17 protein-coding genes and 1 pseudogene are annotated in these 17549 nt (G+C 65.2%); 8 read left to right on the plus strand and 10 right to left on the minus strand.

All coding sequences use genetic code 11. From position 1 onward, the window contains the following. Position 1: 1 nt before the first annotated feature. The gene (locus tag BUA36_RS15655; protein ID WP_072786074.1) at positions 2-1507 is read left to right on the plus strand and encodes an ABC transporter permease/substrate-binding protein; all 1506 of its coding nucleotides are present in this window, start codon (positions 2-4) and stop codon (positions 1505-1507) included. Between the two features lie 116 nt (positions 1508-1623). On the opposite strand, the gene BUA36_RS15660 is transcribed toward BUA36_RS15655, so the two are convergent. Next, positions 1624-2115, minus strand: a complete 492-nt coding sequence (locus BUA36_RS15660) for a GNAT family N-acetyltransferase (RefSeq protein WP_072786075.1) — start codon at positions 2113-2115, stop codon at positions 1624-1626. Next, a complete protein-coding gene (locus BUA36_RS15665; protein WP_072786076.1) occupies positions 2115-3023 on the minus strand; it encodes a DMT family transporter in 909 nt (302 codons plus the stop codon). Before BUA36_RS15665 ends, BUA36_RS15660 begins: the two co-directional genes overlap by 1 nt. A gap of 169 nt (positions 3024-3192) precedes the next feature. Here BUA36_RS15665 and BUA36_RS30755 point away from each other — a divergent pair, with 169 nt between their 5' ends. Further along, the gene (locus tag BUA36_RS30755) at positions 3193-3330 is read left to right on the plus strand and encodes a hypothetical protein (protein ID WP_167544298.1); all 138 of its coding nucleotides are present in this window, start codon (positions 3193-3195) and stop codon (positions 3328-3330) included. Positions 3331-3336: 6 nt separating this feature from the next. On the opposite strand, the gene BUA36_RS15670 is transcribed toward BUA36_RS30755, so the two are convergent. After that, entirely contained in the window at positions 3337-3774 is a 438-nt protein-coding gene (locus BUA36_RS15670) for an Mpo1 family 2-hydroxy fatty acid dioxygenase (RefSeq protein WP_072786077.1), read from the minus strand. 63 nt (positions 3775-3837) lie between these two features. On the opposite strand from BUA36_RS15670, the gene BUA36_RS15675 reads away from it, so the two are divergent. Together BUA36_RS15675 and BUA36_RS31440 are read left to right on the plus strand one after the other, a co-directional pair. Continuing rightward, a complete protein-coding gene (locus BUA36_RS15675; protein WP_072786078.1) occupies positions 3838-4338 on the plus strand; it encodes a DNA-deoxyinosine glycosylase in 501 nt (166 codons plus the stop codon). A 38-nt stretch (positions 4339-4376) separates the two neighbouring features. Next, entirely contained in the window at positions 4377-4499 is a 123-nt protein-coding gene (locus BUA36_RS31440) for a hypothetical protein (RefSeq protein ID WP_267875108.1), read from the plus strand. Between the two features lie 6 nt (positions 4500-4505). Here the strand turns inward: BUA36_RS31440 and BUA36_RS15680 are convergent, their stop codons facing one another. Beyond that, positions 4506-5189, minus strand: coding sequence for a GNAT family N-acetyltransferase (locus BUA36_RS15680; protein ID WP_072786079.1), 684 nt, complete (start codon positions 5187-5189; stop codon positions 4506-4508). 86 nt (positions 5190-5275) lie between these two features. Between BUA36_RS15680 and BUA36_RS15685 the strand changes: the two genes are divergently transcribed. After that, positions 5276-5653, plus strand: a complete 378-nt coding sequence (locus BUA36_RS15685; RefSeq protein ID WP_072786080.1) for a homoserine dehydrogenase — start codon at positions 5276-5278, stop codon at positions 5651-5653. Positions 5654-5722: 69 nt separating this feature from the next. On the opposite strand, the gene BUA36_RS15690 is transcribed toward BUA36_RS15685, so the two are convergent. The 4 genes from BUA36_RS15690 to BUA36_RS15705 all read right to left on the minus strand — a co-directional run bounded on the left by BUA36_RS15690 (position 5723) and on the right by BUA36_RS15705 (position 11839). After that, positions 5723-8341: a BACON domain-containing protein gene (locus BUA36_RS15690; RefSeq protein ID WP_072786081.1), complete on the minus strand. Its 2619-nt coding sequence runs from the start codon at positions 8339-8341 to the stop codon at positions 5723-5725. A gap of 124 nt (positions 8342-8465) precedes the next feature. After that, on the minus strand, positions 8466-9650 hold the full coding sequence (locus BUA36_RS15695) for a tetratricopeptide repeat protein (RefSeq protein ID WP_072786082.1): 1185 nt from the start codon (positions 9648-9650) through the stop codon (positions 8466-8468). A gap of 119 nt (positions 9651-9769) precedes the next feature. Next, positions 9770-10972 (minus strand): hypothetical protein, encoded by a 1203-nt coding sequence (locus BUA36_RS15700; RefSeq protein ID WP_072786083.1) that lies wholly within the window; start codon positions 10970-10972, stop codon positions 9770-9772. Continuing rightward, entirely contained in the window at positions 10973-11839 is an 867-nt protein-coding gene (locus tag BUA36_RS15705) for an HDOD domain-containing protein (RefSeq protein WP_072786084.1), read from the minus strand. A 209-nt stretch (positions 11840-12048) separates the two neighbouring features. On the opposite strand from BUA36_RS15705, the gene BUA36_RS15710 reads away from it, so the two are divergent. Continuing rightward, complete coding sequence (locus tag BUA36_RS15710; protein ID WP_072786085.1) at positions 12049-12654, plus strand: DNA-3-methyladenine glycosylase; 606 nt, start codon at positions 12049-12051, stop codon at positions 12652-12654. A 132-nt stretch (positions 12655-12786) separates the two neighbouring features. Here the strand turns inward: BUA36_RS15710 and BUA36_RS15715 are convergent. Beyond that, positions 12787-14187, minus strand: a pseudogene (locus tag BUA36_RS15715) (methyl-accepting chemotaxis protein); the annotation flags it as partial. Continuing rightward, positions 14184-14645: a cache domain-containing protein gene (locus tag BUA36_RS15720; protein ID WP_072786201.1), complete on the minus strand. Its 462-nt coding sequence runs from the start codon at positions 14643-14645 to the stop codon at positions 14184-14186. The pseudogene BUA36_RS15715 and the gene BUA36_RS15720, both read right to left, overlap by 4 nt. Positions 14646-14814: 169 nt before the next feature. Here BUA36_RS15720 and BUA36_RS15725 point away from each other — a divergent pair, with 169 nt between their 5' ends. Both BUA36_RS15725 and BUA36_RS15730 read left to right on the plus strand, forming a co-directional pair. After that, positions 14815-16239, plus strand: coding sequence for a KamA family radical SAM protein (locus tag BUA36_RS15725; RefSeq protein ID WP_072786087.1), 1425 nt, complete (start codon positions 14815-14817; stop codon positions 16237-16239). A gap of 9 nt (positions 16240-16248) precedes the next feature. Further along, positions 16249-17544, plus strand: a complete 1296-nt coding sequence (locus BUA36_RS15730; RefSeq protein WP_084560180.1) for an MFS transporter — start codon at positions 16249-16251, stop codon at positions 17542-17544. Positions 17545-17549: the final 5 nt, after the last annotated feature.

The raw sequence follows: 17549 nt of genomic DNA on the forward strand, positions 1-17549 counted from the left end.
GATGGTGCGGCGATGGTGGCTGGCCGCGCTGCTGTGCGCGGCCACGGTGGCGCATGCGGCGGGCGATACGCTGCATGTGGGCTCTAAGCGTTTTACGGAGTCGTACATCCTCGGTGAGCTGCTGACGCAAACGGCGGCGCCGCATGCAAAGGCCGAGCATTTGCAGGGGCTGGGCAATACGGCGATTGTGCTGGCGGCCTTGCAGGCGGGGCGGATCGACGTCTATCCCGAGTACCTGGGCACGATCGATCTGGAAATCCTCAAGCATCAGCAGCCGGCGTCACTGGAGCAGATGCGCAAGGAGCTGGCGGCGATGGGGCTGGGCGTGGCGGTGCCGCTGGGCTTCAACAATACCTATGCGCTGGCGATGCGTGCGGATGGCTTGTACAAGCTCAGCGAGCTGGCGCCGCAGCCGTCCTTGCGCTTTGGCTTGTCGCACGAGTTTATCGGCCGCGCCGATGGCTGGCCCGGACTGGCGGCGCGCTATGGCCTGCAACAGCGGCCGGAAGGGCTGGACCACGGCATCGCCTACGAGGCTTTGCAGCAGAAGCAGGTCGATGTCATCGATATCTATTCGACCGATGCGAAGATCAAGCAGTACGGCTTGCGTGTGCTGGACGATGACCGCGGCTACTTCCCGCGCTACGACGCGGTGCTGCTGTACCGGCTCGACGCGGCGCAGCGCTTCCCGCAGGCGTGGCAGGCGATCAGCCGGCTGGAAGGGCGCATCAGCGCGGCCGACATGATCGCGATGAATGCGGCCGCTGAAATTGACGGGCAAGGCTTCAGCCGCATTGCCGGCGACTGGCTGGCGCGGCATGGACAGGGCACGGCGCCTGGCGCCGCAGCGCCTGCGGTGCGCGATGGCTTGTTCGGCAAACTGTTCGACCCAAACCTTGGCCGCCTCACGCGCCAGCACATCGCACTGGTGCTGATGGCGGTGGCGCTGGCCTGCGTGGCCGGCGTGCCTCTGGGCGTGCTGGCGGCGACGCGGCCCCGTTTGCGGCAAGTGGTACTGGGCCTGACCGGCGTGCTGCAAACCGTGCCGTCACTGGCCTTGCTGGCGCTGCTGATTCCCCTGCTTGGCATGATAGGCACCGCGCCGGCGCTGGTGGCGCTGGTGGTGTACGCCTTGCTGCCCATCGTGCGCAATACCTGCACCGGTCTGCTGCAAGTGCCGGCCGGCCTCAAACTGGCAGCGCAGGCGCTCGGACTGCGCCGCTGGCAGCGCTTGTGGCATGTGGATCTGCCGTTGGCGCTGCCGGTCATACTGGCGGGCGTCAAAACGGCGGCGGTGATGAGCGTGGGGACGGCGACGATTGCCGCGTTCATCGGCGCCGGCGGCTATGGCGAACGCATCACCATCGGCCTGGCGCTCAACGATAACGATATGCTGCTGGCGGGAGCGATTCCGGCGGCGCTGCTGGCGCTCATCACGCAAGGCTTGTTTGAACTGCTGGAGCGCACAGTGACTAATCGACATCGGCTTTCTGTAAAGTCGCCGTAATGATTTGTAAGCCGTGCGTCGTGTTTGCAGCGGGGACGATATAGTGGAGGTGTTGATTCAATCTCCCTCCCCCTGACAAAGGGTTCTCCCATCCGGCGCAAACCGGATGGGTTTTTTTACGCCTGCGCCGACAGCCGCGCCAGCGCGTCGCCGGTGACGCGGCAGATGCGCCAGTCCGGCATCACGGTCGCGCCCATGTTCTCGTAGAACGTGATGGCATTGGCGTTCCAGTCCAGTACCGACCATTCAAAGCGGCCGCAGTCGCGGTCGGTCGCCAGCTGCGCCAGCGCCACCAGCATCTGCTTGCCATAACCCTTGCCACGGTGCGCCTGCTGTACGTACAGGTCTTCCAGGTACAGGCCCTTCTTGCACAGGAAGGTGGAGAAGTTGTGGAAGAACAGCGCGAAGGTCACTACCTCGCCGCCCGTTTCGCCGACCAGCGCTTCGCACACCGGCTTGTCGCAGAACAGGCTGTCGTGCAGTGCGGCTTCGTTGGCGACCACCATGTGCTCCAGCTTTTCAAACACGGCCAGCTCGAAAATCATGCCAAAGATGGCAGGGACGTCGGCCGGCGTGGCCGGGCGGATGGTCAGTTCGGAAGTACTCATCAGTTTTTTGCAGTAGTAGAAGAAGGTGGTTTCAAAGCCCAGGCCACGCTGGACAAGCATAACACCATGCCCAGCCATTCCATCGGGCCGGGACGGTAGTGTTCCAGCTGGATCGACAGCAGCACCGAGATCACCGGCGTCACCACGCCGATGTACACGGCCTTGTCGGAGCCGATGCGGTGGATCAGTGTGAAGTAGGCGGCAAACGCAATTACCGAGCCCAGCAGCGACAGGTACAGCAAGCCGCCCCAGTATTTCGCGGTGGTGGGCATGACGAACGACTGGCCGCTGACCAGCACGAACAGGGCCACCAGCAGCGTACCCCACATCATCGACCAGGCCATGGTGAGCAGCACATTGTCGCATTGCTGGCGCACCTTGACGACCATGATATTGCCCACCGAGCTGGCGATGGTGGCGCATAGCGCCAGCACCAGTCCCAGCAGGAAATGGCCATTGCCACCGTTTAAAATTTCATTCCATGCGCCATGAATCGAGCGGTAAAACAGCAAGGTCACGCCGCAGATCGCCACGCCGCCCGCCGCCCAGGTGCGCCAGCTCAGCGCCATGCCGTAGGCGATGCGGTTGAGTATCGGGTTCCAGAACACCATCAAGGCAAACAGCACCGCCACCAGGCCGGACACCAGATACTGTTCGGAGCTGTAGGTGCAGATGTAGCTGACCGCAAAAGTGGCGCAGCCTTGCAGCATCAGCCAGCGCTGCGCGCGCCAGGGCAGCAGCAGGCGATGGCCGCGCGCTGCACACCATGTAAACAGCACGGCCGATGCCAGCGCGAAGCGGTATACCACGGAAACCGCGGGTGGCACTTCACCCAGTTGTAGCGTAATGGCGAAAAAAGTAGAGCCCCAGATCAAACAGGCGATGATGAATAGCAGTGGAGAGGACATCAAACCAGTATAGCTGGAGCGGCGATATCTTGCCTAGCGGCGAGCTTTTTGTTGCGACGCAACAGCTCGGGGATTAAGTTGTATCAGACGTGTAAATTCAGCAGTGCAGGCCGCAAGACCAAGTATAGTGAAATGACATTTCACCATCTTTCTTCGCCAGGAGAGCGCTATGAGTACCGCGCTGCAAATCAAAGTTGTCACGCTGCTGGGCTATGTGGCCCTGAGCACCGCGCTGGTGCTGATGCTGGCGGACGACGAGGTGCAGGGCGCGGCGCAGGCGCTATTTGCCCACGCCTTCTTCCGCTAACGGCTTTCAATACGCCAGGTGCAGGCGGCGGTACAGGAAGCTCAGCACAAACAGTGGCCCGATCAGCAGGAAGCGCACGTCGTCAAAGAAGGAGGGCTTCTTGCCTTCGATCTTGTGGCCGATGAACTGGCCTATCCAGGCCAGCACAAACACGGCAATCGACAGCGGCAGCACGGTGGATTGCGGCAGCGCGGCCAGGATGGCCAGCATCGCGCCTGCCATCAGCAGCATGCCCACAGCGAACGGCCTGGACAGGCGGAAGTAGTACACCATCGAGGCGGCGGCAAACGCCAGCGCCACCAGCGGATGCAGCGACCATAGCAGGCCGAGCAGCGTGAACACGATGACGGGCACGCAGATAAAGTGGATCACTTCGTTGGTCGGGTTGAGGTGGCTTTCGCTGTACTGGGCCAGCAGTGTGTCGATGGTGCGGTGTTCCGGCATGGTTGTCTCCTGCAAGTTATTGTTGTTGGCTGCTCAAGGATTCTACACCTGTAGAATACGCGCATGAGTGATGAATTGCGCAAGCGTTGTTTCGACCCGGTGGTGAACCCGCATACCCGGCTGCTGGTGCTGGGCAGCCTGCCAGGCGAGAAGTCATTAGCGGAAGGGCGCTATTACGCCCATAAGCAGAATGCGTTCTGGTATCTGATGTCGCAGGTGATCGGCGTCGATCTGGTGCCGCTCGAGTACCCGGCGCGGCTGACGACCCTGCTCGCGCATGGCGTCGGCCTGTGGGACGTGATTGCCGAGGCCCGCCGTGATGGCAGCCTGGACAGCAATATCAAGCAGCACCGCAGCAACGATCTGCCTGGCTTGATTCAATCGCTGCCCGCACTGACCACCATCGGCTTCAACGGCCGCACGGCCGCCAAGGTCGGACGCAAACAGATCGCCACGCTGGCAGACCAGTTGAATCTGATTGAGCTGCCCTCCTCAAGCCCGGCCTACACCATGGCGCTCGCGCAGAAGCGCGAGGCCTGGCTGGCGTTACGCGCCAGCCGCTGAGGCATTGCCGGCCCAGACCGGCGGCGTGCGGCCAGCCCGTGGCTGCGCGCGTGTACGGCGAGTGGCGGAAGACGCGCGCGGTCCATTCCAGTCCATCCATGTGCGCCGAACCGTTGGCGTCCAAGCTGCTGGCCATGGTGCGCGCCATCCTCAAGGGCTAGGGCGGTCTACTCCGCGACCACCACGCGCACGGTGGATTCCAGATAGTCCTGGAAGCCCATGTCGAGGTAGAGCTGGTGGGCGCTGTGGTTGGCGCGCATGACGTGCAGGAAGGAGCGGTCGCCGCGCTGCCGGTGTTGCAGCAGCAGCCTGGTGATGAGCTTTTTCGCCAGCCCCCGGCCCTGGTAATCGGGGTGGGTGCAGACGCCGCTGATTTCGCACAGGCCCGGTGCGCGCAGGCGCTCGCCGGCCATGGCCATCAGGCGTTCGCCGTCAAAATAGCCGTAGTAGTCGCCCAGTTCGATGGTGCGGATGCCGAACGGACCGGGCTTGCACAACGTCGCCAGTTCCAGCGCTGCCGCCGCGTGCTGCGCACCCAGCGGGCGCGCATCGGGCGCGGGATCGCTGGCGGGCAGCGGGCCGTCCCACAGCATGCGGAACATGGTGCTTTCGACGGCGATGCGCCAGCCGGGCGGCGCGGCGCCAGTCCAGCCGTCGCAGTAGAACTGCTCGCCCGCAGCGCACCACGGCGCCAGCGCGGCAAGGTCCGGCCGGGACGGATCGGCAAAGGCGATGATGGGCGAGAAGCCCTGCGTGTAGCGCCGGATCTGCGCCGTGCCGTTGGAGTATTGCCGGTGCGGGCCATTCAGCGCGTGCCAGAAAATATGGTCCAGCAGGGGAATTGGTTCCATGCGGTGTGCCTGAGTGTTATGCTTGTTTGTCTAAAACAGTTTCTGATGGGGTCACGATCGCAGTGTAGCTAAAAAACGGGGGATAAGTGGATACTCAAAAAATCGCCATCATCGGCCTGGGCCGGATTGGGGCGGCATTCTTGCGCAATATGCTGGCCCGCAGCGGGCGCGGTGTGGAACTGGTGGGCGTGGCGGAAACCGGCGACACGCCGGGCCGCCAGGAGGCGGTCACGGCCGGCCTGCATATCGCCACGCTGGACGAGATACTGGCGATGGGCAGCGGCGTGGATATTCTGTTCGACCTGACCGGCATCGCCGCCGTGCGGCGCGAGATCCGCGAAAAGCTGATGGCGCAAGCCAACCATCACACTGTGGTGGCCTCGGAAACCATCGCCCGCCTGATCTGGTCCATGACCACGGACGATGACCTGCCCGTGATTGCCGGCCGCAACACCGGCTACTGACCTCCCTGCACAAAAAACGCCGCCCGCAGCGACTTGCTGCGGGCGGCGTTTTTATTGGCCGGTCGCGTGTTACGGTCCGATGGCGAGGAAGGTGACGGTGCCGTCGTCGGTAATCGCACTCAGGACCCAGCCTTCGCCCGACAGCACCATCTGGCGCGGCAGCAACTGCTTGCCGGTGGTGCTGAGCTTGTACTGCTGCAGGATTTTGCTGCCAGCGCTGTCGTACATATAGATGTCGCTGTTGCCGCTGCGGGTGGCGCCGCCGCAGAAGATGCGGCCGTCGATCGACACCTTGATGTTGTTCGGCGCGGCGTCGCCGATCGCCATGTAGCCGAGAATCCCGAGGTCGCTGGTATTCATGATGGCGCAGGACTTCGGCGCCGAGGCGGCGCTGTAGATGCGCGTGGCGTCGGCGCTGATCGCCACATCCTGGCCCTGGGTGCCCGGGCTGGCATGGCTGGCGGCGTTGACCTTGGCGGCAAACAGCGTGCCGCCGCCAAAGGTGGCGTAGTCGAGGTTGACGCTGGTGTGCTTGATGCTGCTGGTTTCGCTTTGCTGCACCAGGCGCTTGCCGTCGGCGCTGATGGCCATGACGCCGCCGCCGCTGAGCGGCAGGTCGTTGAGCCGCTTGGTGTCCAGCGTGAGGTAGACCTGGCCATCGCTGAGCAGCAGCAGTTCGACACCGTTGGGGCGGATCAGCCTGATGCGGGTGTTGCTGGTGCCGGCCACTGCCAGCGGCAGCTGGGCGCTGATGCTGCGCGTGGCCAGGTTGACGATGGTCACGCGGCTGTTGTTGATGTCCACCACGTACAGCGAATCGCCATTGGGCGTCACGGCCATGTCGCCCAGGCTGGACGAGAAGCCGGTCAGCGTGCCTTCCTTGCGTCCCGTGTACACATTGTAGATGTCGATGTAGGCGCCGCCGTTGTGTGCGTACACATACGGGCGCAGCGGATCGGCGACCAGGTTGGTGTAGGGCAGGGCCGCAGTGGTGGCGGCGGCCGGCTTGGCCGCGCCGCGCCACAGGGACACGCGGATCCGTTCCAGCGCGGTCACGTCATTGTCCGACGCGGTGACCGTGATGGTGGCCGTGTTGAGGCTGTCGTCGGTGAGCTGGCTTGGATCGGCGGTCAGGGTCAGCTTGTTGCCGCTGACGGCCACCACCAGCCACGACTGGTCGCTGGTGGCGCTCATGCCGCCAAAGCTGCCGTAGTTGTCGGCGACGGTGATGGTGCGGGTCAGGCGGCTCCAGCCCGGTACGCTGATGAGCGGCACCGCAACTTCCGACGGCAGCAGCTTGTGGGCGTCCTTGTTAATCGAGAACAGCAGTTGCGTGGTGACGCTGTCGCCATTGACCTTGCCGGTGGCGGTGACCATCGCGGAGTTGGCGCCCAGGCCGGTGTTGGCCGGCAAGGCCTTGAAGGTCAGCGTGGTGCCGGCCTGGTTGACGCTGCCGCCGGTAACGTTGGCGCCCAGCCAGCTGGGCAGGGTATCGAGCTGCCATGGCCAGCTGTTGGTGCTGGTGTTGAGGTTGAGCGTGAGCGACTGGCTGCTGCTGAAGTCGCGGCCATACGGGCCGCCAAACGCCAGGCTGGCGACCGAGGTCTGCAGCTTGGCCGGCGTCAGGTTGAGCGTGACCGGCAAGGTGCGCGCGGTCTGGTTGCTGGCGGTGAGCGTCACGGCGCCGCTGTAGCTGCCGCTGGTCAGCTTGCCGACCGTCGGATCGACGCTCAGGATGGTGGTGGCCGGGGTGGCGCCGCTGGTTGGCGATACCGTGAGCCAGGCCGCATTGCTGGCAGCGGTGAAGCCGGTGCTGATCTTGTTGTCGGTGTCCAGGCTGATGATCTGGCTCGGCACCGGTGCGCCGTTGACGGCGTTGAAGGTGACGCTGGACGACCCCAGCACCAGGCCCGGCGGCAGCACGGTCAGGGCGACCGGCAGCACGACATTCTGGGTATCGCTGGCAATCGTCAGCGTGCTGCTGTAGTCGCCTTGCGCGAGGCCGCTGGCGTCATAGCTGACGGTCAGGCTGCCGTCGCCGCTGCCGCTGGTGGCGCTGAGCTTGAGCCAGCTGGCGCCGCCGTTGCTGGCGGTCCAGCTGCGGCCGCCGCTGGTGATGGCCACGGTCACGCTGGCGGGCGCGGCGCCGCCGGACTGCACGCTGGCGGTCAGCGGCATGGTCGGCACGGCCGTCAGGGTGGTCTGGCCGGCAGGCACCACGGTGATGTCATACGGCAGCGACATGGGCGAGCCGGGGAACTGGCTGGCGCAGGCGTTGTCACGGCACAGCTTGACGCTGAAGCTGCCTTTGTAGTTGCCGGCCGCCAGCGTGGGCGCGGTTTGCAGCGTGGCGTGGTACTGGGTATCGCTGTCGCGCACCACTTGCGCACTCGGCAGGATGACGCCGGTGGTGTCGGTCAGCAGGGCAAAGATGGCGGTGGCGTTGCTGAAATCGCCGGGACGGACCACGGCGGCGGCGACACTCAGGGTCTGCGAGGTGCCTGCGGTCACGCTGGCAGTGACGGTGGCGGGGGTAAAGTTCAGGGCTGGACTGGTGACGGGGGGCGTGGTGTTACCGCCGCCACCACTACCCCCGCCGCCGCCACCGCCACAGGCGGACAAGACGGCGGCAAGACAGGTGGCGATAAACAGGGGGACGGCGGCGTAAGCGGGCCTGAGTCTCAGCATGACGGAATCCTTGTGGTAGGTGCAGCTTAATTTACTTGCAATTGTTGCGTGAACGCAACTAAGTGTCAAGTAAATGTACCGTTTTATACGGTACTGACTGCTCCAGCATACCACCGGTGTCCGCTTATTTTGCCCTGAGCTGTGCCTCATAGGCGCGCAGGCGGTCCAGTTTGCCTGCATACAGGTCATGGGCGCCGCGCGTGGTGCTGTTTTCCATGGCCAGCGCCATATGGCTGTCGGCGGCGCGCAGGTTGCCGAGCTGATAATTGGCGACCGCCAGCCAGAAGTGGAATTCATGGTAGTCCGGCACGCGTTCCAGCTCACGTTCGAACATGTTCCGGGCCCGCGTGTAATCGCCCAGCTTCATGGCCTCCTGGCCTTGCTGGAAGAAGTAGAACGGCGGGTAGGGTTCAAGCTGGGCCAGGCGGGTGCGCAGCGTGGCCGCCTCATCAAGCTTGTGCTGGCTTTCCAGCGTCTGCGCCAGGTTGGCCAGGTAAATCGTGTTATTGGGCGCCTGGTCATGGGCGTAGCGCAGCGTCTGCTCGGCGGCGTCCGGATTGCCGTGGTGCTGGTAGATCACGCCCAGCGTGTTGTAGGCGTTGAGGAACAGGGGATCGACCTCGGCCGCCTTGCGCGCCGACCAGTAGGCGTCATCAATGTGGCCGATCGACAGCAGCTCGGCGGCGCGGTTGTTGAGGAACATCGCCACGATGGTGGTTTCGCTGAGCGTTCTGGCGGTGTCGCGCGCTTTCGGCGGCACCGGGATGAAGTCCACCGTCAGCGCCGTGGCGGTGTCCATATTGTAGGTCATGTAGGGATTGCGCTCGCTGCGCGCGCGGCCCAGCGACAGGTTGACGTGGTTGCTGGCAAAGTACAGGTTGCCGGCACGGCTCCACACTTCGTCTAGTTCGATCTGCTGGAATTGCACCGGCAGGTTGAGCTCGCGCGCCAGCGCGGCGGTCATGATGGCCAGCGACAGGCAGTTGCCGGCGCGCGCCTCGAAGGTCTGGGCGGCGTTGCGGGTGACCGCGGAATCGTATTCGAGCTGGAGCTTGTCGCGGCGGTAGAGCGCGTCAAACAGCATGCGGCGCGTGTCCTTGCCCGGCGAGTTATTGCCTATCTCGCGCTGCAGATAGGTGTGCATGGCCGGGCTCAGCGCAAAGACGCTGCTGGTGTCTACCGGCGCCGATGGCGGCTGGAATAGCTGGTCGTGGAATAGCTGCTGCGCCGGCGCGACGGGCGCGACACGTTCACTGGCGCAGCCGCACAGCAGGGCGGCGGCGCACACTAGCATGGCCCATGATTTCATGACAGGTCTCCCTTTGCTGCGGAGCACAAGGCCGGCGCCGCACCAGGCAGCGGAATCTGCGTTCCGCGTTCAGGAAAGTATCCTCGGCTCGCGGGTGACTGTCAAACAGGAAATCGCTTTCAGGCCAGCGGGTCGGCAGAGACGGCAACCTGGGTCAGGCCCAGGCTGGCCAGGGCGTCGGCCAGGTCGTCCAGCGCCGCTTCCAGGTCGGCGCCCGGATCGTGCGGCTTGCCGGCAGTGACCAGCACGGCGCCGCCGTGCGACAGCTGGACGTGCAGCTGCGGCTCGTCGTCATCGTCCGACGGCGCAATGACGGCTTGCACCGTGGCCGGATCGTGCGCAGCCAGCGCCTGGTTCAGCGTCGACAGCAGGCCCAGCATGTCGTACTCGGACTGGCCCTGGGCGCGTGCGCCAAAGAACAGGTCCTGGTAGAGGAAATTCAGGGTCAGCGCCGGGTCGGCGCCGCGTGCGCGGCCCAGGCAGCGCGCCACCAGCGGCGCGTACTCCTCAGTCCATTTCTGATAACGCTCGGCGCGCTTGGCAAAGTAGGCGTCGGCGGCTTTTTCGCCGGATGGCACTTGATAGAAGGCGTCATCGGCGCGCTTGAGCGCAAAGCCGAGCAGGAAGCGCAGTTCGACCGCGCTGTCGTCGGCGCCAAAGCTGGTGGCGGACCAGCCGTGCTGCATGCTGCGTTCCAGCGCCGGCGCGGCGGCGATTTTCTTTTCGGTCAGCGAGTGGGCCGCTTCGCGCACCATGGCGTGCAACTGGCCGTAGGTGATGCGTTCGATCTCGCCGAGGTCGTAGGCGTGGCTGACCAGCACCACCTTGGCTTTGCCGCTTTCCAGACCGGCGCTGGTGAAACTGTCCAGCAGCGCGTCGTAGGCGTCGGCGTCCTGGAAGTCGGCGGCCGGGTCGAGGCCGCCCTGGCTGTGCACGAATACGGGAATCGCAAACGCATCGATTTCCAGGTCGGGCGCATTGTCGCGGCGCAGGATCAGGTTGGCCGCGCCTTCTTCAATCGCGGTGCGCAGGTAGCGGTAGGCGTCCAGCGCCTCCTCGCGCGCCAGTTCGATGGCGCCGTACAGCACTTCATCCTTGCCCTGCGACAGCAGGCGGCGCAGCAGGCGCTGGAATTCCAGGTGTTTTTGGCTCAGTTCTTCGCGCGTGCTGGCGGCCACGATGTCGGCGCCGGCCGATTCGTCGGCCAGGTCCAGCGCCAGCGCGCACAGTTCGGCGGTTTGTTGTTCGTCTTTGGCTTCAGGCGTGTTGGCGGCTTTGCGCGGGGCCGGGGCGGCGCCAGGACGCTTATTATTTTTGGACATTTATCGTTCGGTGTGGAAGGTTTCGTTCAGCTCGTCGAGCAGGTCGGCCGTTTCGTCCTCGGACAGGCCGAGGTGGCGGCAGGCCGCTTCGCCGCCCTTGTCCCATTCATAGGACATGGTGCGGCCGTGCAGGCGCTGGATGCCTTTTTCCGCCAGCAGCGACAGCGCCACCAGCGAGCGGATGGCGTCGTCGGTGGACGGGTCGTCCAGCACGCGGTAGTCGTGGTGCAGCAGGATGGCCCAGGAGACGTCCGGCGACAGGCCCCAGTTGCGCGCCAGCAGGCAGCCGATGGCCGCGTGGTTGGTGCTGTAGCGCGCATCTTCAATCGCGGTGAAAACGCCGCTGGCGTCGTTGCAGGCCTGGTCGTAGGTGTCGGCGTAGTCCTCGAAGCGGTTCATCAGCAGCGGCACGCCGATGTCGCAGAACAGGCCAAAGGTGTGGGCGATGTCGGGCGGGGCGATGCGCAGCTTGCGCGAGGTGAACACCAGCGCCTGCGCGCGGCGCGCGGAGATTTCCCAGAAGGCGTTGAGGTCGGCCTCCTTGCCTTCGATGGCCTGGCGCGCGAGCAGCCCGGTCAGCAGGGCCGCGCACTGGTTGATGCCGAGGAAGTTGATCGCCTGTTCCACCGACTTGGCCTTGCGCGCGGCGCCAAAGAACGGCGAATTGGCCAGCTTGAGCAGGGCGCCGGACATGCCGACGTCGTTGGCGATGATGCGGGCGATACTGCGCGGCGACGGGTCGTCCTTGCCGAGCTCGCGCTGCAGGTCGACGAGCAGGCTGGGCCGTGGCGGAATACGGATGGAGCGCATCAGCGCGTCTTCCACCGCGTTTTCTGTAGGCAAAGCTGGGGCAGCAACTGTCGTCATTGTGTTATTCAAGGGTAAAGGCGGCTCATGGCCTGCGCAACATGCGCAATCTTACCCTCGATTATCGCCGCAAGCAGGCACGGTTTGCGTGAATTTGTCGTGATTTTCTATGCACCGCACCATATTTTGTCGCGTATTGCGTGGAATCGATAACCATTTGGCACGACTTTTGTAATCGTGTGGTCCAGATTGGCATTTAGAATAGATGCATGATTACCACTCTGGCAGACATCGATTTCAGCGCGCCGGCCCAGCTCGTGGCGCCGCAACTCATCGGGGTGATGCTGCTGGTCAACGGCGTCGGCGGCCGGATTGTGGAGGTCGAAGCGTATGACGGCACGGAGCCGGCGTCGCACTGCTATATCGGCCTGACGCCGCGCAATTTTGCCATGTTCGGAGCGCCCGCGCGCAGCTATGTGTACCGCTCGCACGGGCTGCACTGGTGCTTGAATTTTGTCTGCCGCGAGCCGGGCCATGGCGCCGGCGTGCTGATCCGCGCGCTGGAACCGCTGGCCGGCCTCGACACGATGCGCGCAAGGCGCGGCCTGGACGACGAGCGGCTGCTGTGCGCCGGGCCGGGACGGCTGTGCCAGGCGCTGGACGTGACGCGCGCGTTCAACGACCTGCCGCTCAGCGCGCCGCCGTTTACGCTGGTCGCGCGCGACCCGGTCGATCCGCCGCAGGTGCTAGCCGGGCCGCGGATTGGCATTTCCAAGGCGGTGGAGCTGCCGTGGCGTTTCGTGGAAGCCGGTTCGCGTTTTTTGAGCAAGCCCATGCGCGGCGGGCTCGATCTGGAACACGGCAACCGCCGTTGACAGCTGCACAGCCTGGTCCTGCAGGCTGGCGGCCGCAGCGGCGGCCTGTTCCACCAGCGCGGCGTTCTGCTGCGTCACATCATCCATTTGCCCCACTGCCTGGTTCACTTCGGTGATGCCCTGCGCCTGCTCGGCGCTGGCGGCGCTGATGCGGGCGATGATGTCGTTGACCTGCTGCACGGCGGCGACGATGCCCTGCATGCGCGCGCCGGCCTGCTGCACCGAGGCGCTGCCGCTGTCGATGGTGGCCACCGAGGCGGCAATCAGGGCCTTGATTTCCTTGGCGGCGGCGGCCGAGCGCTGCGCCAGCGTGCGGACCTCGGAGGCCACCACGGCAAAGCCGCGTCCCTGCTCGCCGGCGCGCGCCGCTTCGACGGCGGCGTTGAGCGCGAGGATGTTGGTCTGGAACGAGATGCCGTCGATGACGGCAATGATGTCAACGATCTGGCGCGAGCTGGCGCGGATCGAGGCCATGGTGTGTACCGCGTCCGCCATCGCGGCGCCGCCATGGCGGGCCAGCTGGCTGGCGTCGGCTGCCAGCTGGCTGGCGTCGCGCGCGTGGGCGGCGTTGGCCTGCACGGCGTGGGTCAGCGCGTTCATGGCGCTGGCGGTCTGCTCCAGCGAGCTGGCCTGCATTTCGGTGCGCGTCGACAGGTCCAGGTTGCCGCTGGCGATTTCGCGCGCGGCGGTGTCGATCGAGCGCACCGAACCGAGAATGGTGGTCAGCGTTTGCGTCAGCGTGGCCATGGTCTGGTCCAGCATGCGCGCGGTGTCGGCGATTTCGTCGCGGCCGTGCTGGCGCTGGCTGGTGGCGAGGCGGCCGGCGGCCAGCGCCATCACCACGTCGGCGATGGTGCGGATGTCGCGCAGCATGGCGCTGCGCACGGCCATGGTGACGCCCAGCGACAGCGCGATCGACAGCAGCACCAGCACCAGCATGCTGGTGTTCAGCGTGTGGAAGTCGGCCTTGGCGCGCGCGTGGGCCTGCACGCTGAGCTGCTTTTCCAGCGCCGAGAGCTGGGCCAGCTGTTCGTTGAGCAGCAGGAACTGCTTTTCTGCGCGCGCCATGGCGTTGGTGGCGATGCTCTGGTCCATCTGCGCCATCTCCATGGTGTCCAGCACGGCCTTGCGGTAAGCGGCCAGCGCCTGCTGCGCCTGGGTGGCGATGGCGCGTTCGGTGCCGGCGGCGGTGGTGTCGCCGGCCAACTGGTGCAGCTGCTGGTCGATGGCGGCGTGGCGGGTCTTGATGTCGCGTGTGAGCGCATCGAGCCGGGCCGGGGCGAAGCTGCCGTTGATCCAGGCCAGCAGCTGGTAGATGTGGGCGTGGGCGTAGCGCGCCTCGCCGCTGATGTCGGCGGCCGCTTGCAGGCGCGCGGCGCGTACCTGCACCAGGTTTTCCAGCGAGGCGTTCTGGCGCACCATGCCGAGGTAGGCCGCGCCCGCGGTGGCGATCAGCAGCACCAGCACCAGGCCGGGCGCCAGTAGCAGTTTGGGACCGATGCGCAGTTTGTTCAGCATGGCGTTCTCGCTCATTTCTTGTAGATGCCGGCTTCCAGCACGACGTCGCCGACGCGCAGGATGTAGGTGGTCTTGGGTTCGATCTTGCCGGTGGTGGGATTCTTGTACTGGTAATCGACCCAGCCCTGGCCTTTTTTTGCTGCCAGCTCGATGATCTCGCGGCGGTATTTTTTACCGCTGGCGTCGGGGATGTCGGTCAGGTCCTTGCCGACGATGGACGGGTTGACCGGGTGCGCCAGCACGATGCCGGTGTGGAGGTCGCGGATGTCGACGTACAGCGCGCCCTGCAGGAAGTCGGGGTCCTTGGCGGCGACCCTTTTAATCAGGGCGTCCTTGCCGTTGGCCTTGATGAAGGCGGCGCCTTTTTCCGCCATGGCGATGGCGTCTTTTTCGGTGGGTTCATTGGCGGCGGCTGGCAGAGGCATGGCGGCGGCGGCGACGGCAAGGCAGATGGCGGCGGTCAGGGTGTGCATGGACGGCTCCTGTGGGTGGATGGCCCGATGAACTGTACGCATCTGCAGCGGCCGCGAATTGCGCTGGCGCAAGCCCTGCAACATTTCCATGTGTCACTTGATTTGTGGCAATTTGCCTGATGGCAAGCGGCCTAGCATGAGGGCTCTGACTCCCAAACAGGAACCCGCGATGGATACGCCCAAATTCAAACCGTTTATACGCCAGACTATTTCGCACTCCCGCCAGTGGGAGTGGATTCCGCCGGATTTGCAGGAGGCGGTGCAGGTGGTGTCGCATGTGCTGCCGTTCCGCACCAACGAGTATGTGCTCGATCATCTGATCGACTGGAACAATATCCCGGACGATCCGATTTACCGGCTGACCTTTCCGCACCGCGACATGCTGGCGCCGGACGACTATGCGCGCTTGCGCGAGCTGGTGCTGGGCAAGGCCAACCAGCCGGCGCTGGTGGAGCTGGTGCGGCGCATCCGCATGCGGATGAACCCCCATCCGGCGGGGCAGATGACGCACAATGTGCCGCGCGTGAATGATGCGCCGCTCAAGGGCTTGCAGCACAAGTACAAGGAGACGGTGCTGTTTTTCCCCAGTTCGGGCCAGACCTGCCATGCCTACTGCACCTTCTGCTTCCGCTGGCCACAGTTCGTGGGCATGGACGATATGAAGTTCGACGCCAGGGAAACGCACGAGCTGGCGGCATATCTGCGCGTGCATCCCGAGGTGACCGATGTGCTGATTACGGGCGGCGATCCGCTGATCATGAACACGCGGTCGCTGGCGGCGTATATCGAGCCGCTGCTGGCGCCGGAGCTGGCGCATATCCAGAACATCCGCATCGGCACCAAGTCGGTGGCGTACTGGCCGCAGCGGTTTGTCTCGGACCGCGATGCGGACGACTTGCTGCGGCTGTTCGAACGGGTGGTCGCGAGCGGCAAGAACATGGCCATCATGGGCCATTACAACCACGCGGTGGAACTGCGGCAGGAGATGGCGCAGCTGGCGGTCAAGCGCATCGTCGGCACCGGTGCGACCTTGCGCATGCAGGGGCCGCTGATACGGCATATCAATGAAGATCCGGCCTCGTGGGCCGAGCTGTGGCAGACCGGCGTGCGGCTGGGGGCGATTCCGTACTATATGTTTGTCGAGCGCGATACCGGGCCGCACGAGTATTTCCAGCTGCCGCTGGTGCGCGCGCATGAGATTTTCCAGGCGGCCTACCAGATGGTGTCGGGCCTGTCGCGCACGGTGCGCGGGCCGTCGATGAGCGCGTTTCCAGGCAAGGTGGTGATTGACGGGATTGCGCAGATCGGCGGCGAAAAGGTGTTTGCCTTGCAGTTCCTGCAGGCGCGTAACGCGGACTGGGTACGCAAGCCGTTCTACGCAAAATTCGATCCACAGGCGACCTGGATGGACCAGCTGAAACCAGCGTTTGGCAAGGAGAAGTTTTTTTTCGAGGAGGAGGGCGGCAGCCGCAGCGAATACGGCGTCGCGCCGCCGGGCACACGCAAGGTGATACCGCTGATGGCCGCCACGTCCGCGCGCGGCGAGGGGGCAGCGGCCAGCGGTGGCGGCTGCGATTCGCACAACGCGGCCTAGGCGGCGAGCATGCGCGCGCCCGACTCCATACCGGCCGCCACATCGCCGCTGGCGGCCGGGCGTGAACTGTCCGGCCGCGCGGTGCTGGTGCTGGTGTTCCTGCCGTTCGCGCTGGGGCATTTTCTATCGTGCCTGATCCGCACGGTGAATGCGACGCTGGCGCCGCAACTGGTGGCGGCGCTGGGCCTGACCCCGGGGCAGCTTGGCCTGCTGACCAGCGCATTCTTTTTTGCGTTCGCGCTGGCGCAGCTGCCGGTCGGGATTGCGCTGGACCGCTGGGGGCCGGCGCGCGTGCAGCTGCCGATGCTGTTGCTGGCGGCGGTGGGGACGCTGGCGTTTGCCGGCGGCCAGACGTTTGCGCAGCTGCTGGCGGCGCGCGCTGTCATCGGGCTGGGACTGGGCGGCTGCTTCATGTCGGCGGTGAAGGCCATCTCGGCCTGGATCGCGCCGGCGCGTCTGCCGTCGGTGCAGGGTTATCTGATAGCGGTCGGCGGCCTCGGGGCCGCGTCGGCGACCTTGCCGGTGCGGCTGGCCTTGCACTATATGGACTGGCGCGGACTGTTTCTGTGGCTGGCGGCAGCGGCGGCGCTGACTGGCATGCTGATACGCGTGCTGTCGCCGTCGCCGCCGGATGACGCGCGCAAACCGGCGCTGCTGGAAGCGATGCGTGCGGTGTACCGCCATCCGGCTTTCCGCGAGACGGCATCACTGGTGCTGGTGCCGCACATGGTGTTCTTTGGCCTGCAGGGTTTGTGGATCGCGCGCTGGCTCAGCGACGTGGCGGGATTCAATGAGGAGGCGGTCGGCTATCTGCTGTACCTGGGCATGGCGGCGGTGATCTTTGGCGCGATCGCGACGGGCATGCTGACCGAATGGATGGGGCGGCGCGGCGTACGTACCATCAGCGTGGCGGCGGTCGGGGTGGCGCTGTTCATCGGCGTGCAGCTGGGCTTTGTGTGCAACTGGCGGCCCAGCTATCAGTTGCTGTCGGTGCTGTTTACGCTGGTGGGCACGGTGACGGGGATCGAGTACACCATCGTCGCACAGAGCCTGCCGGCTGCGCTGACAGGACGGGCGGCCACCTGTCTGAACCTGCTGATCTTCCTGGGCGCCTTTGCGGTGCAGGCGGGCTTCGGGCTGGTGGTGGGCTGCTGGCGGCCGGATGGGCCGGGCCACTATCCTGCAGCGGCGTACCAGACGGCGTTTGGCGCGCTGGTGTTGTTGCAGCTGCCCGGATTGCTGTGGTTTATGCGGCGGCGGGCAGGCAATCCGGTAGAATGGGCTTCCCATCCTTCCCGCCTTTGACGACG

Source organism: Duganella sacchari, from assembly GCF_900143065.1.
GTDB lineage: Bacteria > Pseudomonadota > Gammaproteobacteria > Burkholderiales > Burkholderiaceae_D > Rugamonas > Rugamonas sacchari.